The organism is Xanthomonas translucens pv. cerealis, assembly GCF_006838285.1.
Classification (GTDB): Bacteria; Pseudomonadota; Gammaproteobacteria; order Xanthomonadales; family Xanthomonadaceae; genus Xanthomonas_A; species Xanthomonas_A cerealis.
This window is the reverse complement of the sequence record NZ_CP038228.1, coordinates 4,451,463-4,476,053: the sequence shown is the minus strand read 5'-3', so window position 1 is coordinate 4,476,053 and position 24,591 is coordinate 4,451,463. Positions and strand designations below refer to the sequence as shown.

Annotated in this window: 26 protein-coding genes and 1 pseudogene; 14 read left to right on the top strand and 13 right to left on the bottom strand. The window is 64.8% G+C overall.

What is annotated here, in order from left to right; translation table 11 throughout:
• The first annotated feature begins 22 nt into the window (after positions 1-22).
• The 8 genes from E4A48_RS19765 to E4A48_RS19730 all read left to right on the top strand — a co-directional run bounded on the left by E4A48_RS19765 (position 23) and on the right by E4A48_RS19730 (position 7,008).
• The gene (locus E4A48_RS19765; protein WP_260608009.1) at positions 23-472 is read left to right on the top strand and encodes a hypothetical protein; all 450 of its coding nucleotides are present in this window, start codon (positions 23-25) and stop codon (positions 470-472) included.
• Entirely contained in the window at positions 469-1,941 is a 1,473-nt protein-coding gene (locus E4A48_RS19760) for an ATPase domain-containing protein (RefSeq protein WP_142743027.1), read from the top strand. Before E4A48_RS19765 ends, E4A48_RS19760 begins: the two co-directional genes overlap by 4 nt.
• A gap of 6 nt (positions 1,942-1,947) precedes the next feature.
• Complete coding sequence (locus tag E4A48_RS19755; RefSeq protein WP_039006141.1) at positions 1,948-3,549, top strand: diguanylate cyclase domain-containing protein; 1,602 nt, start codon at positions 1,948-1,950, stop codon at positions 3,547-3,549.
• Between the two features lie 114 nt (positions 3,550-3,663).
• A complete protein-coding gene (locus tag E4A48_RS19750; RefSeq protein WP_039009000.1) occupies positions 3,664-4,530 on the top strand; it encodes an SDR family oxidoreductase in 867 nt (288 codons plus the stop codon).
• Between the two features lie 91 nt (positions 4,531-4,621).
• On the top strand, positions 4,622-4,834 hold the full coding sequence (locus E4A48_RS19745) for a hypothetical protein (protein ID WP_142743026.1): 213 nt from the start codon (positions 4,622-4,624) through the stop codon (positions 4,832-4,834).
• 78 nt (positions 4,835-4,912) lie between these two features.
• Complete coding sequence (locus E4A48_RS19740) at positions 4,913-5,425, top strand: ferritin-like domain-containing protein (protein WP_142743025.1); 513 nt, start codon at positions 4,913-4,915, stop codon at positions 5,423-5,425.
• 50 nt (positions 5,426-5,475) lie between these two features.
• Positions 5,476-5,982 (top strand): YciE/YciF ferroxidase family protein, encoded by a 507-nt coding sequence (locus E4A48_RS19735; protein WP_039006143.1) that lies wholly within the window; start codon positions 5,476-5,478, stop codon positions 5,980-5,982.
• 123 nt (positions 5,983-6,105) lie between these two features.
• Entirely contained in the window at positions 6,106-7,008 is a 903-nt protein-coding gene (locus E4A48_RS19730) for a manganese catalase family protein (protein ID WP_039006144.1), read from the top strand.
• Between the two features lie 298 nt (positions 7,009-7,306).
• On the opposite strand, the gene E4A48_RS19725 is transcribed toward E4A48_RS19730, so the two are convergent.
• Positions 7,307-7,948, bottom strand: a complete 642-nt coding sequence (locus tag E4A48_RS19725; RefSeq protein ID WP_142743024.1) for a DUF6766 family protein — start codon at positions 7,946-7,948, stop codon at positions 7,307-7,309.
• Positions 7,949-8,166: 218 nt separating this feature from the next.
• Here E4A48_RS19725 and E4A48_RS19720 point away from each other — a divergent pair, with 218 nt between their 5' ends.
• On the top strand, positions 8,167-8,892 hold the full coding sequence (locus E4A48_RS19720; protein ID WP_052235005.1) for an SOS response-associated peptidase: 726 nt from the start codon (positions 8,167-8,169) through the stop codon (positions 8,890-8,892).
• 165 nt (positions 8,893-9,057) lie between these two features.
• Here E4A48_RS19720 and E4A48_RS19715 read toward each other — a convergent pair whose 3' ends face one another.
• Both E4A48_RS19715 and E4A48_RS19710 read right to left on the bottom strand, forming a co-directional pair.
• On the bottom strand, positions 9,058-11,319 hold the full coding sequence (locus tag E4A48_RS19715; RefSeq protein WP_260608138.1) for a methyl-accepting chemotaxis protein: 2,262 nt from the start codon (positions 11,317-11,319) through the stop codon (positions 9,058-9,060).
• 194 nt (positions 11,320-11,513) lie between these two features.
• Positions 11,514-12,305 carry a C40 family peptidase gene (locus E4A48_RS19710; RefSeq protein ID WP_039006148.1) on the bottom strand — a complete coding sequence of 264 codons (792 nt, stop codon included), beginning with the start codon at positions 12,303-12,305 and terminating at the stop codon, positions 11,514-11,516.
• Between the two features lie 459 nt (positions 12,306-12,764).
• On the opposite strand from E4A48_RS19710, the gene E4A48_RS19705 reads away from it, so the two are divergent.
• Positions 12,765-13,520, top strand: coding sequence for a nuclear transport factor 2 family protein (locus E4A48_RS19705; RefSeq protein ID WP_142743022.1), 756 nt, complete (start codon positions 12,765-12,767; stop codon positions 13,518-13,520).
• 30 nt (positions 13,521-13,550) lie between these two features.
• Here E4A48_RS19705 and E4A48_RS19700 read toward each other — a convergent pair whose 3' ends face one another.
• Positions 13,551-14,048 (bottom strand): hypothetical protein, encoded by a 498-nt coding sequence (locus tag E4A48_RS19700; RefSeq protein WP_237655533.1) that lies wholly within the window; start codon positions 14,046-14,048, stop codon positions 13,551-13,553.
• 163 nt (positions 14,049-14,211) lie between these two features.
• Positions 14,212-14,367 carry a hypothetical protein gene (locus tag E4A48_RS20695; RefSeq protein ID WP_003478042.1) on the bottom strand — a complete coding sequence of 52 codons (156 nt, stop codon included), beginning with the start codon at positions 14,365-14,367 and terminating at the stop codon, positions 14,212-14,214.
• A gap of 69 nt (positions 14,368-14,436) precedes the next feature.
• On the opposite strand from E4A48_RS20695, the pseudogene E4A48_RS19695 reads away from it, so the two are divergent.
• From E4A48_RS19695 to E4A48_RS19680, 4 genes and pseudogenes are all read left to right on the top strand, one after another.
• Positions 14,437-14,675: pseudogene (locus tag E4A48_RS19695) on the top strand (VOC family protein); the annotation flags it as partial.
• 226 nt (positions 14,676-14,901) lie between these two features.
• A complete protein-coding gene (locus E4A48_RS19690; RefSeq protein ID WP_142743021.1) occupies positions 14,902-16,419 on the top strand; it encodes an FAD-dependent oxidoreductase in 1,518 nt (505 codons plus the stop codon).
• Positions 16,361-17,071 (top strand): TetR/AcrR family transcriptional regulator, encoded by a 711-nt coding sequence (locus E4A48_RS19685; RefSeq protein ID WP_260608008.1) that lies wholly within the window; start codon positions 16,361-16,363, stop codon positions 17,069-17,071. The genes E4A48_RS19690 and E4A48_RS19685 overlap by 59 nt, the downstream gene beginning before the upstream one ends.
• 80 nt (positions 17,072-17,151) lie before the next feature.
• On the top strand, positions 17,152-18,141 hold the full coding sequence (locus E4A48_RS19680; protein ID WP_142743020.1) for an MBL fold metallo-hydrolase: 990 nt from the start codon (positions 17,152-17,154) through the stop codon (positions 18,139-18,141).
• A 300-nt stretch (positions 18,142-18,441) separates the two neighbouring features.
• On the opposite strand, the gene E4A48_RS19675 is transcribed toward E4A48_RS19680, so the two are convergent.
• From E4A48_RS19675 to E4A48_RS19640, 8 genes are all read right to left on the bottom strand, one after another.
• Positions 18,442-18,873, bottom strand: coding sequence for a hypothetical protein (locus tag E4A48_RS19675; RefSeq protein WP_039006154.1), 432 nt, complete (start codon positions 18,871-18,873; stop codon positions 18,442-18,444).
• Positions 18,874-19,041: 168 nt separating this feature from the next.
• On the bottom strand, positions 19,042-19,854 hold the full coding sequence (locus tag E4A48_RS19670) for an alpha/beta hydrolase (protein ID WP_142743019.1): 813 nt from the start codon (positions 19,852-19,854) through the stop codon (positions 19,042-19,044).
• Positions 19,851-20,063, bottom strand: coding sequence for a hypothetical protein (locus tag E4A48_RS19665; RefSeq protein WP_260608007.1), 213 nt, complete (start codon positions 20,061-20,063; stop codon positions 19,851-19,853). Before E4A48_RS19665 ends, E4A48_RS19670 begins: the two co-directional genes overlap by 4 nt.
• A 438-nt stretch (positions 20,064-20,501) precedes the next feature.
• Positions 20,502-20,942, bottom strand: coding sequence for a SymE family type I addiction module toxin (locus E4A48_RS19660; protein ID WP_142743018.1), 441 nt, complete (start codon positions 20,940-20,942; stop codon positions 20,502-20,504).
• A 241-nt stretch (positions 20,943-21,183) separates the two neighbouring features.
• Positions 21,184-22,035, bottom strand: a complete 852-nt coding sequence (locus tag E4A48_RS19655; RefSeq protein ID WP_221887388.1) for a hypothetical protein — start codon at positions 22,033-22,035, stop codon at positions 21,184-21,186.
• Positions 22,036-22,261: 226 nt separating this feature from the next.
• Positions 22,262-22,699 carry a type II toxin-antitoxin system VapC family toxin gene (locus E4A48_RS19650; protein WP_142743016.1) on the bottom strand — a complete coding sequence of 146 codons (438 nt, stop codon included), beginning with the start codon at positions 22,697-22,699 and terminating at the stop codon, positions 22,262-22,264.
• Positions 22,699-22,953, bottom strand: coding sequence for a type II toxin-antitoxin system prevent-host-death family antitoxin (locus E4A48_RS19645; RefSeq protein ID WP_142743015.1), 255 nt, complete (start codon positions 22,951-22,953; stop codon positions 22,699-22,701). The genes E4A48_RS19650 and E4A48_RS19645 overlap by 1 nt, the downstream gene beginning before the upstream one ends.
• A 373-nt stretch (positions 22,954-23,326) precedes the next feature.
• On the bottom strand, positions 23,327-24,124 hold the full coding sequence (locus E4A48_RS19640; RefSeq protein ID WP_185910685.1) for a KilA-N domain-containing protein: 798 nt from the start codon (positions 24,122-24,124) through the stop codon (positions 23,327-23,329).
• Positions 24,125-24,591 lie beyond the last annotated feature (467 nt).

Here is a 24,591-nt window from a genome sequence, read left to right as displayed (position 1 = left end):
TAACCCTACATATTCCACAGGTATGCGCAAGGCAATGGAAAATCCCGCGCTATCTGCGGCTGTTTCCGCGCTGGGACGACAAGCCGCCGTCGGCATCGAGGCATCGGTAGTCGCGGCGTCGGTTGCAGCCACCTGGCAGCAGATCGAACAGGCACTGACCCCGATCCTCGGCGCACGCGGCGTCGCCGCGCTGTTCAAGCGCGCCCTGTTCCTGACCAAGGGCGGTTTCCCGTGGCTGCACGACGCGTTCGTCGCGATCGAGGCATCCAGCGAACACAACGCGCTCGACATTTTTCGCGTGGTGCTGAGCCAACAAAGCGCTGCCACTGCGGCCGCTGGCGCTGGCGCCTTCCTTTCGACCTTTCATGACGTGCTGATCAGCATGATCGGCGCAACCCTCACCGAGCGGCTGTTGCAGTCGGTGTGGGCCACTTTTTCCAGCGGATATCCCGCGCAGGACATCTCTTCATGAGCAGCAAAGTCGCCATTCATTGCCTGCAGACCGGCGTCCCAGGACTTGACGAGGTACTAGGTGGAGGATTGCCCGAGTTCTCGTTCAACCTGATCGCCGGCCCGCCCGGCTGCGGCAAGACCACACTCGCGCACCAGATGATGTTCGCGCTGGCCACGCCCGAGCGGCCGGCGCTGTACTTCACCGTGCTCGGCGAGCCGCCACTGAAGATGCTGCGCTACCAGCAGCAGTTCGATTTCTTCGACACCGCAGCGATCAATGCCACGATCCACTTCGTCAATCTCTCCGAGGAAACCCTGGCAGGCGATCTGGACTTGGTACTGGCGCGCGTCGTCGCCGAGGTGGAGGCGCACGGCCCGGCGCTGGTGTTCGTCGATTCGTTCCGCTCGGTGGCGCTGGCCAGCACTGCCGACGGCAACCTGCACAACAACCTGCAGCGCTTCATCCAGCAGCTGGGCATGCTGATGACCAGCTGGCAGGCGACCACGTTCCTGATCGGCGAATACTTCGTGGAGTCCGATCCCAATCCGGTGTTCACCGTGGCCGACGGGCTGATCTGGTTGCGGCAGAGCGTGCAGCGCAACTCGATGGTGCGCAAGATGGAAATCATGAAGATGCGCGGCAAGCCATCGCTGCCGGGGCTGCACACGTTCCGCATCGACCATTCCGGCGTGCGCGTGTTCGCGCCGGTGCCGGTGCCGGTGCCGGGCGCGCCAGCGCAGCGCAGCGACGCGCGCATGCCGATGGGCGTGCCGGAACTGGATGCGATGCTCGGCGGCGGCCTGCCGCAAGGCTATTCACTGCTGGTGGCGGGTCCTTCCGGCTCCGGCAAGAGCCTGCTCGCCGCCGCCTTCCTGGCCGAAGGCGCGCGCCAGGGCGACAACGGCGTGCTGGTCGCCTTCGAGCGACAGCCGCAGCGTTCGCGCATCCCGGCGCTGGCGGCGTTGATCGCCGGCGGCCAGGTCGGCGTGGTGGACAGCCGCGCGCCGGACCTGTCGATCGACGAGATCCTGCTGATGCTGGTCGAGGAGATCGAGCGGCTCGGCGCCACCCGCGTGGTGATCGATTCGCTGTCGGCGTTCGAGCTGGCGTTGGCGCCGACGTTCCGCGAAGACTTCCGCGAATCGCTGTCGCGCATGGTGGTGGCCTTGGCCGCGACCGGCGTCACCGTGCTGATGACCTCCGAACTGGAAGACCGCTACACCGACCTGCGCTTCAGTCCCTACGGCACCGCCTTCATGACCGATGCGATCATCGTGCAGCGCTACATCGAGGTGGACAGCCGCTTGCGCCGGGTCATGGCCGTGGTCAAGGTCCGCGCCAGCGCGCACTCGGACGCGTTGCGGGAATTCCAGATCGACGACAGCGGCATCATCCGCATCGGCGCGGCGCTGCCGCAGCAGGAAGGCCTGCTCGGCGGGCGGCCGATGCGCAAGTACAGCACGCACGACGTGCTCGACACGGGTTGAGCCGGCATGCACATGCCCCCCGAACAGCCCGCCATCGACGCGGCCCGGCTCGAACTGTCGCAGCTGCGCCGCCAGTCGCTGCTCGCGCGACTGGAACTGGACCGATTGCAGGCGGAACTGAGCGCACTGAAGGACCAAGCGCCGCTCGGACTTGCGACCGATCTTCAGACCGCCAACGAACGCCTGGTGCTATCCATGCTGCGCGCCCAGGCGCAGGTGGTCACCTACCAACTGGCGCTGGACGACGCCAACCGCCAGGCCAAGCGCGACCCGTTGACCGGCCTGCCGAACCGCGAACTGCTGTTCGAACGGCTCAATCTGGCGATCACCACCGCGCACGCGCAACACCACCGCATCGCCGTGCTGTTCCTGGATCTGAACGAGTTCAAGCAGGTCAACGATCTGCTCGGACACGCCACCGGCGACCGCTTCCTGCGCCTGGCCGCCGAACGCATCGGCGAGATCGTCGATGCGCACGTCACGGTGGCGCGTTACGGCGGCGACGAGTTCGTGGTGGTGCTGACCGGATTGAGCAGCGACGCCTATGCTGCGGCGACCGCCACGGCGCTGATCGAAGCCTTCGAACGGCCCGCGATCGCCGGTGAGGACACGCTGCGGCTCGGCGTGAGCATCGGCATCAGTCTGTATCCGGAGCATGCCGACAGCGCCGAGGCCCTGCTGGCGCATGCCGACGATGCCATGTATTGCGCCAAGCGCCTGTCGACCACGCGCTTCGAGTTCTACGATCCACGCCTGGTCGCCGACCTGCACGCGCATCGCAATGCCCTGGGCGCAAACGCACGCGCGCTCGGCGCAAGGGCGGCATCGGATGCAGATGCGAGCGAGCAGCACGCGCAGTTGCGCCAGGCCAACGAGCGCCTGGTGCTGGCGGCCTTAAGCGCGCAGGAGCTGCACGCCGGCGCGCAGAAGGCCTACCAGCGGCAGAGCGAGTTCCTGGCCTTCGTAGCGCACGAGTTGCGCAACCCGCTGACGCCGATCCGCGCCGCCGGATCGATGCTGGCCACCTTGCCACCCGACGATCTGCTGCGCATGCAACGGATCATCGAGCACGAGGTCGTGCACATGACCCGCCTGATCGGCGACCTGCTCGACCTATCGCGGCTCCACACCGGCAAGCTGCGCCTGGTCCTGGAGGCGATGGACCTGTGCGAGATCGTCCTGGGCGCGGTCGATGCCTGCCGCCCGGCGATCGCCGCGCGCATGCAGACCCTGGCGTTGACCATCCCCGAGCACGCGCTGATGATGCACGGCGACCGCGTGCGCTTGTCGCAGGTGGTGCGCAATCTGCTCGACAACGCCTCCAAATACACCGCCGAACACGGCCGCCTGACGCTGGACCTGCAGCAGGTCGCCGACCAGGCGCTGCTGGTCGTCTCCGACACCGGCATCGGCATCTCCGCGCAGGCCTTGCCGCTGGTCTTCGAACCGTTCGTGCAGGACATGCACGCGGTCGGTTTCGACAGCGCCGGCATGGGCATCGGACTGACCGTGGTCCGCGAGATCGTGACCGCGCACGGCGGCATGGTGGTCGCCACTAGCGCCGGCGTGGACGGCGGCAGCACGTTCCGCGTGTCGCTGCCGCTGTAGAGGCCCGCTGCGGCACGCGCTCCCGCGGCCGCACACGCGGCGATGACGCGGTCTTGGCCGATTCTTTACCCGCACCTGCGCAAGGTGATGCTTCCCCCGAAGCAGGACATCGCCATGCCGGTTCCGAATTATCCCTACCCGCCCTTCAAACCCCAGCAGCAGTCGTTTCCCGGGCTGACCGACAAGATGGATCCGAGACCGGACCACGGCGAGGACAGCTACGTCGGCCACGGCCTGCTGCAAGGCAAGCGCACGCTGATCACCGGCGGCGACAGTGGCATCGGTGCCGCGGTGGCGATCGCCTATGCGCGCGAAGGCGCCGATGTGGCCATCGCCTATCTGCCCAGCGAGCAGCACGACGCCGAGCGCATCGGCCAGTTGATCGAAACTGCCGGGGTCCGCGTGCTGTTGCAGCCCTGCGACATCAGCGACCGCGCGCAGGCGCACCGGTTGATCGAAACCGTGACCGGTGCCTTCGGCGGACTCGACGTGCTGGTCAACAACGCCGCCTACCAACGCTATTTCCACAGCTTCGACGAGATCACCCTGGACGAGTGGGAGAAGACCTTCGCCACCAACGTGCACGCGGTCTTCCACCTGGTGCGGCTGGCGGTACCGCACATGCCCGAGGGCGGTTCGATCATCAATACCGCCTCGGTCAATTCCAAGAAGCCGACACCCAACATCCTGCCGTACTCCACCACCAAGGGAGCGGTGGCGAACATGACCATCGGCCTGGCCGGGATGCTCGCCGACAAGAAGATCCGGGTCAACGCGGTGCTGCCCGGTCCGATCTGGACGCCGTTCATCCCTGCCGGCATGGACGAAGACTCGGTGAAGGAATTCGGCACGCAGACCCCGTTCGGCCGCCCCGGGCAGCCGGCGGAACTGGCCTCGGCCTATGTGCTGCTCGCGGCCGATACGTCCAGCTATACCTCCGGCGCCTTGCTCACCATCGCTGGCGGTGCGGCGACGCTGTAGGTCTATTTCGGACCCGGGACCCGGGACTCGGTAAAACCAAGCGGAACTACTTGCGGCGCGGCGGTGGCCGCGCCCGGTGCAGCGGTCGAGAATGCCGAACTCCTTCTCACGCAAGCGCTCGTCCAGCGCCAGCGCGTATGCCTGCACACCCAATTCTTGGCCGATCGTGCGCATGTCTGTTGCGCGCGCAGGAATGGCCGACGCCGACAGCGGGCAGCGCGACGCACGCATCGCATTCAGTGTCTTCATCGCGGCGTGGATGCCGCTCTCGCGCTGCGTTCACCGTGCATTGAATCGTCACTAACGCGCGGAGGTCTAGCTTGGTTCGCACAAGGGAAGACTTCCCGCACACGTCATCGACCTACACGTTGGAGCAATGTTCATGACCCGAAGCAATACCGAGCGCCTGTTGAAATGGCTGCAGGACGCCTACGCGATGGAGCAAGAAGCGAGCACGATGCTGACAGCCACTGCCGGACGCCTGGAGCACTATCCGCAACTGAAGGCGCGCATCGAGCAGCACATCACCGAAACCAAGGGCCAGTCCGAGCAGGTCAAACGCTGCATCGACCTGCTCGGCGGTACCACGCCCGCCATCAAGGGCGCGCTCGCCAGCGTAATGGCGACGGTTCACGCGGCCGGCAATTCGATGATGAGCGACGAAGTGGCCAAGAGCCTCGGCATCAGCTACGCATTCGAACACCTGGAAGTCGCCAGCTACCGCGCGCTGGTGATCGCCGCCAAGCAAGCCGACCAGCCGCAGATCGCCGAGATCTGCAGCGCCATCCTCGACCAGGAAATCGCAATGGCCGAGTGGCTGATCGAACACCAGGAAGCGACGGTCCTTGCATTCCTGGAACGCGAACGCACCGACGCCGAGACGGCCAAGCGTTGAGTCCGCGCACTTCCCCGCACCAACCATCCCAATCACGGAGATCCATCGACATGGCCATCAAGACCATCGACGACCTGTTTCTGCACGAACTGTCCGACATCTACAGCGCGGAGAAGCAGCTGACCAAGGCGCTGCCGAAACTGGCCCGCGCTTCCACCAATCCGGCCCTGCGTGCGGCGTTCGAAGCGCATCTGGAGGAAACCCAGGGCCAGATCGAGCGTATCGACCAGATCGTGGAAAAACTCGAGCTGCGCCTGAAACGCATCAAGTGCGCGGCGATGGAGGGCCTGGTGGAGGAAGGCAAGGAAGTGATCGAATCGATCGAGGCCGGCCCGGTGCGCGATGCGGCGTTGATCGGCGGCGCGCAGAAGGTGGAGCACTACGAGATCGCGTCCTACGGCACGCTGGCGGCAATGGCCAGGCAACTGGGCAAGACCGATGCGCTCAAGCTGCTGCTGGAGACGCTGCAGGAAGAGAAGTCCACCGACGAAAAGCTGACCCTGCTCGCCGAGCAAGGCGGCAACCAGGCGGCTGCGCAGAAGCGCAAGGCCGCCTGATCGCCCCACCGCGGCGCCGATTCCCGGCGCTGCGGGTTTTTATAGCCAGACGTCCCCACCGGCCAGGCGCCCCATCGTCCGTCATCGTGGCGTTACCGTGGGCGGTACTCCAGGAGATATTCGATGTTCATGCACAACAAGCGGCTGATGTACACGGTGCGCGTGGCGCAGCCGGATCCGGCGCTGGCCTCGCTGATGCTGGAGCAGTTCGGCGGCCCGCAAGGCGAGTTGGCCGCGGCCATGCGCTATTTCACCCAGGCCATCGGCGAGGTCGATCCCGGCCGCAAGGACCTGCTGTACGACATCGCCACCGAAGAGTTGAGCCATCTCGAAATCATCGGGTCGATCATCGCCATGCTCAATCAGGGCCACAAGGCGGTGCTGTCCGAGGGCATGGTCGAGGCCGAACAGATGCGCAACCTGACCAGAAACAACACCACCAGCCAGACCCAGCAGATCCTGTACGGCGGCGGTCCTGCCCTGGTGAATTCCAGCGGCGTGCCGTGGAGCGCGGCCTATGTGGATTCCATCGGCGAACCCACCGCCGACCTGCGCTCCAACATCGCCGCCGAGGCACGCGCCAAGATCGTCTACGAGCGACTGATCAACGTCACCAACGATCCGGGCATCGTCGATGCCTTGAAGTTCCTGATGACCCGCGAGGTGGCGCACCAGAAGTCGTTCGAAAAGGCGCTGTACGCGATCGAGCCGAACTTCCCGCCGGGCAAGCTGCCGGGCGAGCCGATGTTCACCGACACGTTCTACGACATGTCGCAGGGCGACGGCGACATCAACGGCCCGTGGAACAGCGGCAGCCAGTGGCAGAAGGTGTCAGACCGCAACCACCAGGCGGCCGTGGACGGCGGCAGTGGCGTGCCGAGCGTGGGCCTGACTCCGGCCGAGGAAAGCGCGTTGCAGGCATTAGCGGCACGCACCGTGTCGCAGCAGGACAGCGATCCGACCACCGGCGCCGACCTGGGCGCAGGTCCGGGCGCGGGCTCGACCAAGGGCAACATCACCCTGTGATCGCACGGCGCGCAGCGGCGAGTGCTTCGCTGGCGCTGCCGGTTTGCCGGGACACCGACCATGCCACGCCTGCAACGCAGGCCGCCTGTAGGAGCGGTTTCGGCCGCGACAGGCATTCTCGATAGCGCCCGGTCGCGACCGAAGTCGCTCCGACAATTTGACATCATCGGAATCGACGCTGTTCCCGAATCGAATGCGTACACTCGCTCGCGCCTACGGTATGCACGGCGCAATGCAGCATGCACGAAGACGCACGCTGCCTGCCTCGGAACGCGGAAGGCCAGGCAGTGACGCCCGCTCAGTCGCCGGTCTGCGCGTGCGGCGCGCGCACCGGCTTGGACTGCGGCGAATCCTTCTGCCGCAGCCAGATGGTCAGCGCCACCAGCGCGAACACGGCCAGGAACTCGCTCTGCCAGTTCTGCATCGACTCGAACCAGAACTGCGCGCCGGTCACATGCTCGAACAACGAAATCGAAGGCAACCGCTGCATCGCCCGCTCTGCCAGTTCGTGCCGCCAACTGCCCAGCGCATGCAGCACGAAGCTGCTCAGGAACAACACGCCGAACGCCAATACCAGCGAGTGCTCGTACACCTTCAGCCACACGCCACCGGCGCGCACCGGCCACGGCGTGGGCCCTGGCGCGATGGTCTCGTGCTCATCCTCGGGCGACAGCGACCGCGATTCGGCCGAACCCCACTGCCGCAGCTTCACCGTCAGCAGCACATACATGCCCATCTGCAGGAACTCGCTTTCCCGGTTCTCGAACAACGCGCCGATGAAATGGCCGCTGTGCAGATATTCCCAGAACATCAGCGGCGCCTGCCGGTACTGGCGCAATTCGTCGTTGTAGGCGAAGTGGCCGCTGAACGCCTGGCCGGCCATGAACAACAGGGTCAGCCCCAACAGCACCAACGACAGGCCATTGCGTTTCCAGAACATGGGCGATTGCCTCCTTCCTGCGCTACGCGCGGTTGTGCGGCGGCGGATGTGTGGCAAAAAATATGCGAGCGCGAGCGGGAAGAACGGATCAAGAACTCACCTGCCGCGAGCATGCAGTCGCCAAGCGCATGCGCGCACACCGCGGCGTACGCCCCACTTCTTCACCTGCGCTTGCCGGCCATGCGCCCTAAGCTGCAACGACGCAAGGCGAGAGACCGATGAGACGCTTCGTCCAGGCCTTCGGCGTCGAGGATGTCCTGCCCGCGCGGCTGGACCCGCCATTGCGCGCAGCGCTTGCGGCATTCCCCGACCACTACAACCTGGGCAAGGGCGACATCGCCTCCGTGATCTTGTGCCACGAAGGCATTGCCGGGGTGCAGCGTCTGCAATGGGGCATCGTGCCGCGCTGGTCGAAGACGCCGCACACGCCCTACACCACCGTCACCGCGCGGCTGGAACGCGCCGCGCGCAGCCGTATCTTCGCCGCACCGTGGAAGAGCCAGCACTGTGTGATCCCGCTGTGCGGTTATTACAAGTGGGACCGCAGCCGCAAGCCGGCGCAGCCTTACTACATCCACCATGCGCAGGGCGAGGTGCTGCTGGCGGCCGGACTGTGGGAACGCTGGGAACGCGGCGAGCCAGCCTTGCTCAGCTTCAGCGTGCTGACTCACGCCAATCCCGCGATTCCCGCGCCCCTGACCGCGGACGGCCCGATCTTCCTGAGCGGTGACCGCTGGCGCAGCTGGTTGTGCGGACCGCGCCTGTTCCCCACCGCGTTCCTGGTACGGGCGCCGCAACCGACGCTGACCGCCTATCCAGTGTCATCGGCGTATCGGCAGCGCGAACGCAACGACTACACCTTGCTGGAACCGGTCGACGCCGCTGCCGCATGGCTAGACGATGGCGCCGATGCGGAAGAAGACGAGGACGACGACAGTGCGTGACCCGCACGCCGGCGGCGGCAGTCGTTGCGCGTTCGCAGCTACCGCTGCCGCGCGCAGCTGGATGTAGCGGCGCCAGGGCTCGCCTGCACCGCAACGACGACGCCGATGCGTTGCCGCATCGGCGTCGTCAGCAGCCAGTCCCTCGGTTACCGCCGTGGCGCAGGCTCAGAACTCTTCCCACTCCGCGCTTTCCACCAGCGTGCCGCTGGGCTTACTGCGCGCCAGCGGACGCGGCGCCGGTGCGGACGCTTTTTTGATCGGCGCGCGCGCGGCCACCGCCCGGCCAACCGGCGGCTGCGCCGCCAGCGGCCGGGACACGGCCGCAGCGAGCGGCTGGGCACCACCGGCGAGACGGAACACCGCCACCGCATGGGTCAGGTCCGAGGCCTGGTCTTCCATGCTCTTCGCCGCCGCAGTGGCTTCCTCCACCAGCGCCGCATTCTGTTGCGTGGCCTCGTCCAGCTGCATCACCGTCTTGCTAACCTGCTCGATGCCCGAGCTCTGCTCGGCGCTGGCCGCGGAGATCTCGGCCATGATGTCGGTGACCCGCTTCACCGAGGTCACCACCTCGGCCATGGTGGTGCCGGCGCGCGCGACCAGGGCCGTGCCCTGCTGCACTTCCTGCACCGAGTCGGAGATCAGCGTCTTGATCTCCTTGGCCGCCGCCGCCGAACGCTGCGCCAGCGAGCGCACTTCCGAGGCGACGACAGCGAAGCCGCGGCCCTGCTCGCCGGCACGCGCCGCTTCCACCGCAGCGTTCAACGCCAGGATGTTGGTCTGGAACGCGATGCCGTCGATCACGCCGATAATGTCGGCGATGCGCGTGGAGGCAGCGCTGATCGAGGCCATCGTGGTGACCACGTCCTCGACCACGCGGCCGCCGCTCTCGGCCACTTCGCCGGCGCCCAGCACCAGCTGGTTGGCCTGGCGCGCGCTGTCGGCGTTCTGCTTGACCGTGGAGGTCAGCTCTTCCATCGACGCGGCGGTCTCTTCCAGGCTCGCCGCCTGCTGCTCGGTGCGCACCGACAGATCGCTATTGCCGCTGGCGATTTCGCCGGCCGCGGTGTTGATCGACTCGACCGAGCGCTGGATGCCTTGCACGATGGTGGTCAGCTGTTCGGCGGTGCGGTTGGCGGCATCGGCCAGCTGCCCGAACGCGCCCTCGTAGCGCACCTCCACGCGCTGCGACAGATCGCCGTCGGCGATCGCGCCCATGATCCGGCCCACATCGGTCAGGCCGCTTTCGGCCTGCCGCATCAGCCGGTTCAACGCTTCCACCATTTCCTTGAACGCGAACTGGTAGCGCGCTTCGTCGCCGCGCGCGGAGAAATCGCCGCGCGCTGCCGCATCGGCCAGGCGCGCGATGTCGCCGTTGATCGCCGACAGATTGCGCTTCACCGCATCCAGCGCCTCGTGCAGCGCGGCGCGCTGGCCCGGCAGGCGGCGCATGTCACGGCGCAGATCGCCGCGGCCGTACTCGCCCATGATCGCCATCGCCTCGATGATCGCATCCAGGTGTTCGAACAGCGCGGTGTTCATACCGCGCGCCAGGGTGCCGTAATCGCCGGGGAAATCCTCCGGCATGCGGTGACTGATGTCGTCGCCCTGCTGCAGCTGCACCAGCGTCTGCATCTCGCCGTTGAAGCGCTGCAGCTGGGTCTGCATCTGCTGCATGCTGGTCATCAGCTGCCCGGTCTCGTCGCGCGACTCCACCTTGATCGTATTGTCGAAACGGCCCGAGGCGATGGCCTCCGCGGTGCGCGTGGCCGCGCGCAGCGGGGTGACGATGGCGCTGGCGATCAGCCAGCACAGGCCGACGACCATGCCGACCAGGGCAGCGCCGATGATGGTCAGGATCTTGGTGAAGCCCAGCGCCTCGACCTGGATGTCCTCGGCGTACACGCCCATCACCAGCACCCAGTTCCACTGCGGGTACAGCTTGGCGTAGCTGATCTTCGGCAGCTGTTCCTTCTTGCCCGGCTTGGGCGAGGTGTAGTAGCTGAAGCCATCGCCGCTGGTCACTGCGGTGCGGATGTCGCGGTACACGTATTCGCCGGCATCGCTCTTGTAGTCGGTCATGTCGGTGCCGACCTTGCGCTTGGGATGCATGAGGATGCGCATCTGCGGGTCGACGATGAAGAAATAATCGACGCCGCCGTTGGTCTTCATGTCGGCCAGCGCAGCCTTCGCCGCCTGCTTGGCCTGCGCCTCGGTGATCTCGCCGCGCTTGGCCTGTTCGGCGTAGTGCTGCAACACGCTCATGCCCATGTCGACCTGGGTCTTCACGGTCTGCTTGCGCGCATCCACCAGGTCCAGATACTGCAGGCGCGCAGCGGCGACCGCGAGCAGGATCACGCCGATGGCGAGCAGGGTGCACAGCACGACGAACTTGCGCGTCATCGGCAAGTTGGCGATGCGGCGACGCAGGAAAAGAACGGGGCTCATGGCGATCCTGGGCGATATCGAGGTATGTCTGTTGATATCGGCCACAGTTGTTTGAAACTTAACGGCTGGCGGCGCCGGAAAAAACAAAAATTCGTGACCGAATATGCGCTTTGAGTTGCGGTAACGACAGTGACACGCCACATTCAGGTTAAAGTGGCGCAGCGTTGCAATGGCTTTCAGGCAACCGATGCGACGCGCTGGCGCTGCGCCACGTCTACGCCAGCATCGCCATGCCAGAGCAGGCGATGGAAATCGAAACCGAACTGCAGGCGCGGCTTCACCACGTTGAAATAGGGCGACACGTCGAAGTCGCGCGGCAGGTACAGGCTGTGATGGCGGTTGTGCAGGATCTCCGCATCCTGCGCGTCGGGTGCCGGCACACTGCCGATGTCCGGCAGGATCGGATAGCGGATCGAGCCGAAGGCCTGCGCCAGCAGCGTCGAGCAGATCGCCTTGGTCGGCTCGCCGCTGCCCAGTTCCAGGAAGCGGCGCTTCACCGACGACGGTAGAGGTGGCGTACGGATCAGGTAGCGCGCCAGGTCGAAGATGTTCTTCAGGTCGTAGCTGTTGCCGACGCGGCTGACCATGTAGTCGACCACCGCGTCGATCTCGTCGGCGCCCAGCCCCACCGGGCGGCAGATGCGCGTATGCAGCCCGGCGAAGTCGCTGAGGCCGACCACGCGCACGCCGACGTTGATGTCCACGTCGCAGAAGGTCGGCGCATCCGCGTCGGCTGCCGCTCCCAGGTGATCGCCGATGTACAGCGCCGCGTGCGACCAGGTGGACTGGCTCAGGTATTTGATCGCGGTGGAGAAGCGGCTATTGCCTTCGACCAGTAGTACATCGCCCTTGCGCAAGGTCGCCTGCAGCAACTGCGGCGGACTGGTCGGCAGTTCCGAACGGTGCCGGCGCGGCTTGGACAGGAACTTGGCCAGGTGGCGACCCAGCAGGCGTGGCAAGGACAACATGCGCGTGACCTCATGGACGGCCCGATCCGGGCGGCGAAAGCGGCGTCGCTTCCCCATGATGGCGGCGCTGCCGGGGAATTCTTGAGCGCTGCCCGGCCGGCATCAGCGGCTCCCTGTGTTCCCTTCTCCCACCGGGCGAAGGTGGCGCGTGGCGCCGGATGAGGGGACGGGCGCAGCCTCGTGCACCCAAATCCCGCGAGACGCGTCGCGCCGAACCCTCACCCCAACCGCTCTCCCGAGGGGAGAGGGGCTTGAACGCCGCGCCGTCCGTCGTCCCGACCAACCAGCAGCCGCACTTCGATGCGACGATCGCCTCGCACCCGCATCCTGCATGCGTGCGCGCATGCCTGGCGCGATGCCACGCAGCAGCCTCACCGGCCCATTCGTGCACATGACTTGATGCACGCGCCGCACGCGCGCCAATGCGCTGCAATCGTGATCCTGCCGCAGGAGTCCACCATGCGCCTTCGCCCTCTCATGCTGTTCGCGCTGCTGGCTGCGGGCGGCGCCGTCGCTGCAGCCGACGACGACGACGCGGCGGTACGCGCTGCCGATGCGCGCTACTGGCAGGCCTACAACGCCTGCGACATGCGCGCGATGGGCGAGCTGCTCACAGACGACGTGGAGTTCTATCACGACAACACCGGCCTGACCGCCTCCAAACCAGCGGTCCTGCACTCCTTGCGCAACGGCCCCTGCGCCGACCCTGCGATGCACCTGCGCCGCGAAGCGGTCGCCACCAGCCTGAAGTTCCATCCGCTGGCCGGCGGCTTCGCGCTGCTGTCGGGCACGCATCGCTTCTACGTGCAGCGCAACGGCAAGCCCGAATCCCTGGACGGCCAGGCCGAGTTCACCAATCTCTGGCAGGCGGTCGATGGCCACTGGCGCATGCGCCGCATCTACAGCTATGCGCACGGCGCGGCGGCGTACGTGGCGCCCGCCACGCACCTGACGTTGGCGGGCGACATCCTGGCCGGTTACGCCGGCACCTATCGCGGCAAGAAGGTCGGCGACATCCGCGTGGCAGTGGAAGGCGACCATCTGAAGCTCACTGCCGGCGCGTTGGTCGTCACCCTGCGCGCCGAATCGCCGACACGCTTCTTCGCCGAGGAACGCGACCTGCGCTTCGTGTTCGCGCCGGCGACGGACGCAAGCGTGCGCCAGCTGAGCGTGTACGAGAACGGCGCCATCGTCGAGACCGCAACCGCACAGTGAAGCAGCAGCGGCGACATCGCCCACTGCGGTTCAAGGCCGATGCAGCAAGGACACTTCGATGAAGTCGGCCGTGCTGCGTTTCAGATAGATCTGATAAGTGCCCTGCCCGGCAACCGGCACCTCGAAACTGTCGCCTGGCGACAGTCCCGACCGCTCGACCGACGCACCCTCGCGTGGCGTCACCCGCAACCGCGTCTTCGTGCCGTCCGCGCCGCGCGTCGCATTGGCCACCGTCAGTGCGCCATCCCACAAGACGCGGCTGTCGCCCGGCAATAGGCTGAACTCGCTCGATGGCGAACTGGGCGCAGGCTTGCACACGGCCGCCTGCGCTTCGGCCAAACGCCGCTCCAGCGGCTTGACCTCCACGTACTGCACGAAGCCGTAAGTGCCGCCGACCAACACCAGCACCGCCGACACCTCGGCGGCGGCGCGTTTGAACGATAGCGTCTGCCACCATTTCTGCGCAGGTGGTTGCGGTGGCTGACGGTTCACTCGGGCCATGCCCGCCACGCTATCGGCGCCGCGCATGCTTGTCTGTTAGCACCGCTTGCGGCGCAGCACGCCAACGCCTCCGTCTACCTATTGATCCACAGGCCGCGTCCAGCAGCCGGTTCGATCCTGAAAACCCGACCGAGCGGGCCACGGACCCGGCCGGCCATGCAGCCGTCAGGAGCTGGCGGCCGTGCCTGCACTACTTGTTCACCGACGAATCGGCCTCTCCCTTCGTCGCCGCAGCATCCTTGGCCGGGCGGTCACGGTTCTTCTTCGCCCGGGTCACCAGGTACAGGGCGGAGCCGATGAGCAGGATGAACAGCCCGGCGACCCAAGGCATCAATGTGGTGTCCATACGATACTCCTTACGTGTGTGCGGCCACCAACACACCACAGGCGAGGTGAAGGGAGCGCCTAGCGCGTGCCTGGCGACGATCCGGCCGGCAAGCAAGGCGATGTGCTGACGGTCGAATTCAGCGCGCTCGGCATCCCCTGCTTCGGCCTCAACGCCGGCCACGCGTCGCCGCACAGCAAGGCGTTCTCGTTCCGGTGGCCACCGACGACCAAGCGGAGACCGATCGCCTGTGGAACGCGATCACCGGCAACCGCTGCCAGGAAAGCGCCTGCGACGAGTGTCGCTGGAGCACGTGGCCGAAGCGACCCATTTCCGGTGGTCAAAGCCATCGAGCAGGCGAGGCCATTTCCCGCAGGCACAATGGCCGCATTTTTTGCGGCCATCGAAACAGGTAATTGCCGCATCGGCACAAGCGAGCCGTTTTGCGTCGCTTTTTGCAAGACCTGATGCGCTCACCCAGCGACTGTCGCTTGACAGTCAGGCCTCGGCTCGCAATAAATGACCAACTGGTCATTTATTTCAAGGAAGCCCGTCATGACTGAGGTTCTGATCGTTGGCGCCGGCCCTACCGGGCTCACTCTGGCCTTGTGGCTGACCCGGCAGGGGGTGAGCGTGCGCCTCATCGACAAGCACGCCAGCCCCGGCGAGACCTCGCGCGCCATGGCGGTGCAGGCGCGCACTCTCGAGCTGTACCGGCAGGTGGGCATCGCGGACGCGGTCGTCGCCGCCGGCCATCGCACTCCGGCCATGAACCTGTGGGCACGCGGCAAGCGCCGCGCGCGGATCGCGCTGCAGGATTCCGCGGCGGGCCTGTCGCCCTACCCATTCGTGCTGGTGTACCCGCAGGACCAGCATGAGCGCCTGTTGGTCGCCGAACTCCAAGCGCTGGGCGTCGCCGTCGAGCGCACTACCGAACTGCTCACCTTCGAGGACCATGGCGATCGCATCGCCGCGCGCCTGCGCCTGCCCGACGGCAGCGAGCAGACCGCGCAGGCCCGCTATCTGGCCGCGTGCGACGGCGCGCGCTCGCCGATGCGCCAACAACTCGGCATCGGCTTCGAAGGCGGCACCTACAGGCAGGTGTTCTACGTCGCCGATGTCGAACTCGGCGGCCTGCCCTCGATGGACGAAGCGCATATCGCGCTGGGCGACGGCGACTTCATCCTGGTCCTGGCCTACAGCAAGCGCGGGCACTACCGGCTGATCGGCACCGTGCGCGACGCGCGTGCCGAGCGTGCAGAAAACCTGACTTTCGCCGACGTCAGCCAGGACGCCATCGGCAACCTCGGCGTGCGCATCGAGCAGGTCAATTGGTTCTCGACCTACCGCGTGCACCATCGCGTCGCCGACAGCTTCCGCCGCGGGCGCGTGTTCCTGCTCGGCGATGCCGCGCACGTGCATAGCCCGGTCGGCGGCCAGGGCATGAACACCGGCATCCTCGACGCCATCAACCTATCCTGGAAACTCGCCGACGTGCTCAAGGGCCGCGCATCCGACACCGTGCTCGACAGCTACGCCGCCGAGCGGCAGGCCTTCGCCCGCACCCTGATCGCCACCACCGACCGCGCCTTCACCCTGATCACCGCCGAAGGTAGCGTGGCGAGTTTCGTCAGGACCTACCTCGCCCCGACCCTGGCCAGCCTGGCCTACCGGCTGCGCAACGTCAGCGAGCTGATGTTCCGTACCGTCTCGCAGACGATGCTGCACTATCGCGACAGTCCATTGAGTGCCGGCAAGGCCGGCGCCGTCGCCGGCGGCGATCGCCTGCCGTGGGTGCGCACCGAAGACACCGACAACTACGCAGCGCTGCCGCAGATCGGCTGGCAGTTGCACGTCTACGGCAGCGCACCGCCCGCACTGCAGGCCTGGTGCGATGCCCGCGACATCGCCCTGCGCGTGTTCGCCTGGCAGCCTGGACATCACGCTGCCGGCTTCGCGCAGGACGCGGCCTATCTGGTGCGTCCCGACGGCTATGTCGCCTGCGCCGCGGCCGATGCGTCGCGCGCGGCACTGGATGCGTATCGTGTGTCCCGCGGCTACCGCCAGCACTGAGCATCGAAACCGCATGACGCAACCGACCACACCCAAATGGAAACGCCGCAAGGACGACCGCCCTGCGGAGATCCTGAGCGCCGCGCTGGATGCATTCGCCGAGAACGGTTTTGCCGAGACCAAGCTGGCCGACGTGGCGAAGCGCGCGGGCGTGGCGAAAGGCACGCTATACCTGTATTTCGACACCAAGCAGGACCTGTTCGCCGCCGTCGTGCGCCATGCGCTGCTGACCAACCTCGCGCCGATCGAACAAGCCGCCGCAAGCTTCGAAGGCGGGCTCGCCGAACTCGTCCCCCTGCTGCTGAGCCGCGCCGCCCAGCGCATGGGCGACCAGCGCCTGCCCGCGATCCTGCGCATGGTGATCGGCGAGAGCCGCGCGTTTCCGGAACTGGCCCGCATCTGGCACGCCGAAGCCATCGACCGGGTGATGGCCACCGTCGCCGGCCTCATCGAAAAAGCCCAGGCGCGCGGCGCGGCCCCCGCTGGCGATCCCAAACTCTACGTGCTGTCGATCATGGGGCCGATGCTGATGGCGATGCTGTTCCAGCAGGTCTTCGGTAGCGACAGCGCGCATGCGCCGGACCTGCAGGCACTGGCCGAACAGCATGGCCGACTGCTGCTGCACGGGATCGCGCCGCGCGCCGCTGCCTGACGCGCGCAGACCGGAACGCGTCCCCCCTTCCTCGCCGCACAACTGTGCCATTGCCCTCCCATCGCCCCGATCGCACTCCGATGAAAAACCCCCACTACAGCGGCCCCGTCAGCGACCACTTCGATGGCGTGCGCTTCTTCAATCCCGGCCAACCGACCATCGACAACTCGCTGGGAAAGGTCGTGCGCTGGAAAGCCGCCATGGGCACGGTGCGCTGGCCCGCGCAGGTGCCAGTGAATCCAAGCGTTCCGGCGCCGCGGCACGATCGCCTGCACATCACCATGGTCGGCCATGCCACGTTGCTGATCCAGCTGGCCGGCATCAACCTGCTCACCGATCCGGTCTGGTCGCAACGCGCCAGCCCCTCGCAGATCGCCGGCCCGAAGCGGGTCACCGCACCCGGCGTCGCGTTCGCGGACTTGCCGCCGATCGATGCGGTCCTGCTGAGCCACAACCACTACGATCACTTCGACATCGCGACCCTGCGCAAGCTGCATCGAGCGCATCGCCCACTGTTCGTGATGCCGCTGGGCAACGACCGCCTGCTGCGCAACAGCGTTGCCGACGCGCACATCGCCACCGGCGACTGGCACGACCGGCTCCCGATCGGCGCCACCGCGACGGCGACCCTCACCCGCGCCAACCACTGGTCCAGCCGCGGCGTGCGCGACCGCAGGATGGCGCTGTGGTGCGGCTTCTTCATCGAGACGGCGCGCGGTTCCGTCTGGTTCGCAGGGGACACCGGCTATGGCGACGGCGCCATCTTTCGCGAGATCCGCGCCAGGTACGGCACGCCCGATGTCGCGTTGATCCCCATCGGCGCCTATGCGCCGCGCTGGTTCATGGCGCCCCAGCACATCGACCCCGCCGAAGCCGTGCGCATCTTCCAGGACACCGGCGCCCGGCACGCCCTGGGCATCCACTGGGGCACCTTCCAACTCACCGACGAGGGCCGCGAGGAGCCGCGCGAGGCGCTATCGGACGCGCTACGCCAGGCCGGCATTGCCGCGGCCAGATTCATCGCCGCCGAGCCCGGGCAGGTCTTCGACTTCGACGATTCTGCGGCGTAGCGCGCTGCGCCGGTCGTTCCCCGTCAGTCGATGTCGTCGTCGATGTAGATGTAGATGTCGGTGTCGATGTCGAAGATGCCCATGGTGTGCATCCGCAGGTAGCGGTGTACGGATCGCCTACGTTTCGTCCCTGGTCACGCAATCGCCACCGGCCCAGTGCCTGCACTGATCCGCCCGCGGACGCACTGGCGTCGCAGTCCATGGCGCCGCTACCGCCTGCGGTACCGTGGCCCGCAGGCCACGGGCGACAGGCAAAAAAAACCCCGCCGAAGCGGGGTCATGCCGTGCGGCTGGAGCGCATCAGACGCTGGACATCACGCCGATGCTGAAGCCGGAGACCTGGCTGATCCGTCCGCGCCACAGGCAGCCATTGACCGGAAACTCGCCGCCCGTGGCCACGACCCGCGCATCGGCGAGGTGGACGAAGGTCGCCGGCTTCAGCTCGCTCTGATCGTAGATGTCGCGGTAGGGCTGGAAGCGCTCCTGCAGCGGCTCGACCAACTCGTCGGGCGCCACCTCGGTGATCGACTCCGTCAGCCGCTGCATGAACTCCTTGCCGCCGATCAGCATGCCGGAGATGGTGCTGCCGCCCACCGTCAGCGTCAGCCCGATCTGCACGCCCAGGTTCGCGATCGCCACCAGATCCTGCAGCAGATAGTCGGGATGATGCGCCGCGGCGAGCAGCGCATCGGTATCCAGCGCCGCGGTCGATTGTGCTTCGTGTTCTGACATGTGTCCTCTCCCTTGCAGTCGCCACGGCAATCCCATGGTGCATTGAGGGTATACAGATCCGTCGGCGCCCGCATGACGACGCCGTCTCATCGTGATAGCGGGCAGATTGAGGCGCCTCTCAATCGCCGCCCACGCCATCCTCAACGTGAGCCACCTCCTGCTGCCGACTTACCCCGCCCTGGCGTGAGCCACGCGCGGCAGGAAGGTCTGCAGAAATTCCACGGACGCCGCCGCCACGGCCCCGGCGATCGGCGTTTTGTGGGGTGAGCCGATGGCGTGGGCGCCCGCGGCAAACCCCTGCGCGCGCCGGTTGGCCGGGGGTGTCCCGAGCGCATCGAACATCGCCAGCATTGCGGGCACGCAGGCCGTCTGGTCTTCACCGCCTTCCGTATCCCGGTAATAGCCCAGGTACACAGGGCACCGCACCCGGGGCCACGGAGGCACAATAGTGTTCTTTCCGAATGTCTCGCGCAGTGCCCGGAAGCCGTCCGGATGGACGGTGTCGGACCAGTACGCGAGGACGGCCTGCGACCTTGGCCGGGGGTCTTTCCAGGGATCGTGCCCAGCACACAACTGATCCAGCAGCGCGGGATCGGCGGCCTGCACGCCAGGCGACCACGCCACGACCGCGGCCACGTCATCGGGCCTGGTGGCGGCGAGCCACAGGCCGAGGGTAGCGCCGAGGGAGGACCCGACGATGGCCACGGCCTCCCCCATCGCGCGAGCGCGGTCCAGGGCCTGCATCGCCGACGCTTCTAGGCGCTCCGCGGTCAGCCCACGCATCGCATCGGCGGCCACCTCGCCGTGTCCTGGCCAGCGATGGACGTAGAGGTTGGCGCCCACTGCGTCGGCCATCTGCTCGGGCAGCTCGCCGGCCTCCCCGGGGCTTGCCGTGAAGCCATGGAGATACAGCAGCGCAACGGGTGTACGAACACCGGCGCCCAGGCGCCATCGCTCTCTCGCTTCGTTGCCAGGTTTCACACGTTGCTCCCAAGTCGTCGCTTGGCAGCATGGTGCCTGATGGCGCCATGCGCGTTCTTCAACGCGTGGATCTGGTCGAAGATGCTCTCGTCGCTTGTTTCAGGCACCTGGATCGTGCACGTGCCGATGCAAGGCTCGATCTCCCGAAGCACTGCCGCCACATAGTCGGGAACGCTGTCCGAATTGAGGCTGAGCATCAGGTCGAGCATCGAGCCTGGCTGCACTCGAGGCGGGGCATGGGATGTCGTCGTCGTTGCGGGCCAACAATGCGAGTTGCCGCACCGCCCTGGCGCCGGCGCGGCAACTCGGGTTTTTGCAAGAGCGTGTTGACGACGGATGGCATCGGGCCATTCCTCAGATCAGCTAAAGCAGCCAGCGCGTTCTTGATGTGCAGGCCGCTGCGCCGGTGCGGCCGGCGCCACCCGTCTACAGATCGAGACGGAAACCGACGCTTCACCGACAGACATCGCCATGACGTTGCCCTGCTTTCTTGCGAGAACGGCGACACGATCACCATATCTGGCAACCGTGCGCCGGCGTGGCGGCAGGCGACGTCGACAGCGCACCACGGCGGAACCGCCGAGGCCGGCGGGGCGGGGCGGTGCACGACGGCCGCTCCGCCAAGTGCTCTCCCTGCTGCGGGGCGGCTATGGCGCCGATCTGGATCCATGGCGCGTCTTCGCGGCAAGCGGCGCCACCGGCACGGCCGTGATCAGCAAGGCGCCATTGGCCATCGTGATGCGCACCTTACCGCCCACCGCGAAGCCGAGGCCTTCCAGCCACAGGCCATGCAAGCGCAAGCTAGGCACCTGCCGCCCGACCCGCATGCTATTGAAGTCCACATCATAGTAGCGATAGCCGATGGTGCATTGCGTCGGCCGGCGCGGGATCGAGCGCCTGGGCGCGGCAACCTTGTCGGCATCGGGACACAACGGCGGCGCCGACGCGCCAGGCAGCGGCTCGGCGGCAATCGCATCCAAGGGATCTGGGGATTCGAGCTTGAGCCAGCAGGGTGGCGCCTTGGCGGCGCGGCGAGGGGATTTGGTCTTTAAACGAGCGGCAGCACTACCGGACATGATGTCCTCCATTTGAGTGGGAGTCGCCAAGTGATTTCGGGAGACCAAACCCGGCTGCGGAATTTGCCGCAGCGACTAGATAGTTGCTCGGCCAAAAGAGGCTGTCAACGTTTAAAGCAGGACGCCTGTAGACATTTGCAGGACATCTTGCGGGAGCGGAGTAAGTCAACCTGACCCCGATACCGGATCCGCCTAGTTCCGCTTCATCCCAGGAATTCGCGCAAGACCTCAGTTTCGTACCCCACGAAAGAATTCATGAATTGAATAGGCGAAGCCACACCGACTTTCTTCTCATGATGTCGCTGCGCTGCGCTAAAAGGAACCAAAAGAAATCTTCAAAGTGCGGAATCAGAGGAAGCTTCTCGCCTCGCTCGACTTCCTTCTTATGCGCAACCCTCCCCATTTCCTCCAGAAGATTATGGACCGGACGAAGCATTTCGACGATTCTCCATATAGCAATATGAGAGGACTTTTTACCTATACGCCTACGATTCAACTGATCAAACACGGTCATCGGATGGCCATTCGAATCTAATAACCAGGTGTATACATTGGCAATCCCCTGGCGATCCATTGAGTACATAAGCGACAGCGCCTGCCTCTCTCGCACGCCCCAGGGAGTGAATTTGTCGTAGAGGGCCCCACATACACCCCACCACTCATAGAGCGGAGATTTCGACGTACTACCAACATCTGACTTAGAAATCTCGTCTAGATTGAAATACCTAGTTGAGACAGCAAAACGCGAGAGGAAGCCCATAATTTCTTCATCCACTTCCAACTTCTTTTCCTGTTTCGCCAATGGACGATACGTCGCCCTGAGTGCATCGCAAATTCCAAGCAAGCTCTCGATGTCGTGCCCGTATGCCCTGAGTTGTCTCTTGGTGGGCGCCTTAAGATCGTTCCTGATCATGTGATCCACCACCACGGCCAGCTTTAGAATTCTTTCTATGCCAATAGAGAGGTGAAAGAAGGCAGAGTAGAAGTATCCGTCCTTGTCCGCATCAAACTCCGCCTTCAGGAGAAGGTCAAACCCGGAAAGGATCGAATTCTTCGCCAAATGAGCCTCTTGAAGCAGCAGTGAAAATTGTTTTGAGAATCTCATAGATCGCACGAAAGAAGCACTCCTTACTCGTTATTTAGTCACAACATCTTTGTTAGCCTGAACTTGCATCGCACAAGGCTTCCCAATTGCAAGAACGGGGTAAGATTCACTTCCAACGCCTCATATTGAAGAGCGCATAATTAACCGATTCATATTGACTTCTAACCCTGGCTTTTTCCCATAGCAGACAACTTCCAATTGCCTTTACGCATATGCCCGTAGGCGATCATGGCAACGGCTCCCACGCATTGACGATGGGAACTCCCGTGGGCTCGAAATCAGCGACATTGCGCGTAACCACTGCCATGCCATGCGCCAGCGCCGTCGCCGTCGCCGTCGCCGCGATAAGCGCATCGCGCTCGCCACGCTTGTCGGGTACATGCAGCCGAGCGCAGCGTTGCGCCACAGCGATATCGATCGGCAATGTACGCCCGGAGAACTCGGGCAATACGTGCTGTTCTAACCAAGAGCGCAGCATGGCGCCCTGGGTGGCGTCCTTGCGCTCAATCGACAGGACGCCAAGCTCCAGCTCCATGACGGTGATGGCCGAGATGAAGAGATCGGCGGCATCGACGCTTTCTGCCCATGCCGCCACATTCGCATCCGCTTTACCGAGCCGTACCTTGCGCAGCTCGGACAGCACGTGGGTGTCGAGCACGTACATCACGAGAGATCAGCCGGCCGGGCTCCAATCGTCACGCGCGGCGGCTCGAACTCGATGTCTGCAACGCCGGGCATCGCCAGTGCGTCGGCAATGTTGCGCCGCTGCCTGGTCAACCGTTGGTAGTCCTCGAAGCTCAACAGCACGTGCGCAGGCTTGCCGCGGTCCGTGATGAACACCGGGCCGCTTTTGGTGGCCTTCTTTGCCCGCGTCACGTCCAGGTTCAGTTCCCGACTGGATAGGGTTGTGATGATCATAGAGCACTCCCTGCCTCAGCCCGATGTAGTTACGTTACTACAATGAAGATTGTCGGCAAACGACTGACCAGGCGGCCCACGACGGATGCCATCAGCCAGGCAAATCTTCCTGTCGAGAACGGATCGCCTTAGTTGTCCCGCTTGCGCCACGCATAGCCGAGGACAAAATCCGGTATTCCTAAGTAAAGTGAACGCTGGGGTAGGCGCCGCGTGCATGACTACTCGACCCCGCATGGAGTCTTCAGCATTGGTATCAATCTGACTGATTGGTCGGCAATGCGCCGCGGCCAGGCGAATGCGATGGCCTCATTCCTCAGAGCCGAGATTGATGGAGAACAAGGAGGGCAGTCGCCCCTCCCTGTTGCCACGAAGACTATGCTGCAGGCGGAAGCTTAATCGCGCCCGGACCCGTCAACAGCATCCGCTCAAGAAAGGCAAGGGCCGTTGGGTCGCGCTGACGAAAATATGTCAACGCTTTAGCTGGCAACCAGACCTCGTTGAAGTGGATGCGGAACTCATGTAGATAGCCAATAGGGTAAAGCTTTGCATCTACTACTCGACCATCTGCATAGCGGTGTTTGTAGGTCGGCAAAGCGTTCGTGTCTACGCCCCGGTCTCGCATCCACTTTGCAAACATTCGGCCCTCCGAGATGTCGGGGACCATATGGTCTGGTAGGGTGTAGCCAATGGTTTCCAGTGGTGCGATCAGCCCTAGAACGAGTTCATTCAGGACGGAGAAGTGGGTGTAGGGAACCTGCTCACGGTTTGCCAGATAGCGCTGGATATGGTGAGGCATAGATGGGCGCGGAGCTCCCACCGGTGATTTGCCGGCCAGCCACTCATGTACCCACTTTGCCACTGCCACTGCGAACTTCGGTGAAAGCCACTGCGCCAGATGGGTTGCAACGTTTGGGTGGACCCATGTGCCTTGCGGGCCGTTTCCGCCCCTAATCACTTGAATTAGCTCCGATATGGGAATTCCCATATCGGTCGATAGCTCTGCAAGGAAGGCGTCGGTGCTTACGTTGCGGCGATAGTCGGCGAACAATTTCCCGGCTGCTTGACACATCGATGTTGCATTGATGTAGCCGTCCACTTGGCGCTGCTCTACAAGGCTGTTTTCCACTTGACGCTGGATCAGTGCGAGGTTCAGCTGGTGTATGTGTTTCATGGTAGTAGCTCCGAATTGCCGGAACTACGTTGCGTCGCTACTCGTACAATGGATCTCGGTGTTCCGAAATTATTTCTTGTTTTCGTTTAGTCGGGATGTACACTGTTTGAGGTTGCTTCGGGACTACGACGAACCGAATGCTTCACAACGTAAGACCGGCTGTTGATGGCCACCCGCCCTGCCTAGCGCTAACTAGGTGGGGCTTTTTTGTTGCCCCGGGCCAGATGGTCCGCCCGGACACAAGTTGTGAACGAGTCGGCATTCCCAAGATAGTGTGGTCGGCACAGTGCGTCAACGCTAAATGTAGTCATAAAGCGCATAGCCTTGTGCGCTAAGGCTTTGCGGTATCGTTATGACCCGCGGAAGCCTTCGTTTAATTTAAATCCATGTCTGTGCGCAATGGGCGATGCCTTTGCATTCTTCTGGTGGGCCCACCAGGATTCGAACCTGGAACCAAAGGATTACCT

Excerpts from the sequence above, each read along its gene's own strand:
- E4A48_RS19765 (WP_260608009.1), top strand. The coding sequence starts at position 23 with ATGCGCAAGGCAATGGAAAATCCCGCGCTATCTGCGGCTGTTTCCGCG.
- E4A48_RS19730 (WP_039006144.1), top strand. The coding sequence starts at position 6,106 with ATGTTCATGCACAACAAGCGGCTGATGTACACGGTGCGCGTGGCGCAG.
- E4A48_RS19685 (WP_260608008.1), top strand. The coding sequence starts at position 16,361 with ATGCGTCGCGCGCGGCACTGGATGCGTATCGTGTGTCCCGCGGCTACC.
- E4A48_RS19645 (WP_142743015.1), bottom strand. The coding sequence starts at position 22,953 with ATGATCATCACAACCCTATCCAGTCGGGAACTGAACCTGGACGTGACG.
- E4A48_RS19755 (WP_039006141.1), top strand. The coding sequence starts at position 1,948 with ATGCACATGCCCCCCGAACAGCCCGCCATCGACGCGGCCCGGCTCGAA.
- E4A48_RS19650 (WP_142743016.1), bottom strand. The coding sequence starts at position 22,699 with ATGTACGTGCTCGACACCCACGTGCTGTCCGAGCTGCGCAAGGTACGG.
- E4A48_RS19735 (WP_039006143.1), top strand. The coding sequence starts at position 5,476 with ATGGCCATCAAGACCATCGACGACCTGTTTCTGCACGAACTGTCCGAC.
- E4A48_RS19665 (WP_260608007.1), bottom strand. The coding sequence starts at position 20,063 with ATGCTCGACCTGATGCTCAGCCTCAATTCGGACAGCGTTCCCGACTAT.
- E4A48_RS19710 (WP_039006148.1), bottom strand. The coding sequence starts at position 12,305 with ATGTTGTCCTTGCCACGCCTGCTGGGTCGCCACCTGGCCAAGTTCCTG.
- E4A48_RS20695 (WP_003478042.1), bottom strand. The coding sequence starts at position 14,367 with ATGGACACCACATTGATGCCTTGGGTCGCCGGGCTGTTCATCCTGCTC.
- E4A48_RS19700 (WP_237655533.1), bottom strand. The coding sequence starts at position 14,048 with ATGCGCGGCGCCGATAGCGTGGCGGGCATGGCCCGAGTGAACCGTCAG.
- E4A48_RS19675 (WP_039006154.1), bottom strand. The coding sequence starts at position 18,873 with ATGTCAGAACACGAAGCACAATCGACCGCGGCGCTGGATACCGATGCG.
- E4A48_RS19750 (WP_039009000.1), top strand. The coding sequence starts at position 3,664 with ATGCCGGTTCCGAATTATCCCTACCCGCCCTTCAAACCCCAGCAGCAG.
- E4A48_RS19745 (WP_142743026.1), top strand. The coding sequence starts at position 4,622 with ATGCCGAACTCCTTCTCACGCAAGCGCTCGTCCAGCGCCAGCGCGTAT.
- E4A48_RS19660 (WP_142743018.1), bottom strand. The coding sequence starts at position 20,942 with ATGGAGGACATCATGTCCGGTAGTGCTGCCGCTCGTTTAAAGACCAAA.
- E4A48_RS19720 (WP_052235005.1), top strand. The coding sequence starts at position 8,167 with ATGAGACGCTTCGTCCAGGCCTTCGGCGTCGAGGATGTCCTGCCCGCG.
- E4A48_RS19705 (WP_142743022.1), top strand. The coding sequence starts at position 12,765 with ATGCGCCTTCGCCCTCTCATGCTGTTCGCGCTGCTGGCTGCGGGCGGC.
- E4A48_RS19740 (WP_142743025.1), top strand. The coding sequence starts at position 4,913 with ATGACCCGAAGCAATACCGAGCGCCTGTTGAAATGGCTGCAGGACGCC.
- E4A48_RS19680 (WP_142743020.1), top strand. The coding sequence starts at position 17,152 with ATGAAAAACCCCCACTACAGCGGCCCCGTCAGCGACCACTTCGATGGC.
- E4A48_RS19725 (WP_142743024.1), bottom strand. The coding sequence starts at position 7,948 with ATGTTCTGGAAACGCAATGGCCTGTCGTTGGTGCTGTTGGGGCTGACC.
- E4A48_RS19690 (WP_142743021.1), top strand. The coding sequence starts at position 14,902 with ATGACTGAGGTTCTGATCGTTGGCGCCGGCCCTACCGGGCTCACTCTG.
- E4A48_RS19760 (WP_142743027.1), top strand. The coding sequence starts at position 469 with ATGAGCAGCAAAGTCGCCATTCATTGCCTGCAGACCGGCGTCCCAGGA.
- E4A48_RS19640 (WP_185910685.1), bottom strand. The coding sequence starts at position 24,124 with ATGAAACACATACACCAGCTGAACCTCGCACTGATCCAGCGTCAAGTG.
- E4A48_RS19655 (WP_221887388.1), bottom strand. The coding sequence starts at position 22,035 with ATGAGATTCTCAAAACAATTTTCACTGCTGCTTCAAGAGGCTCATTTG.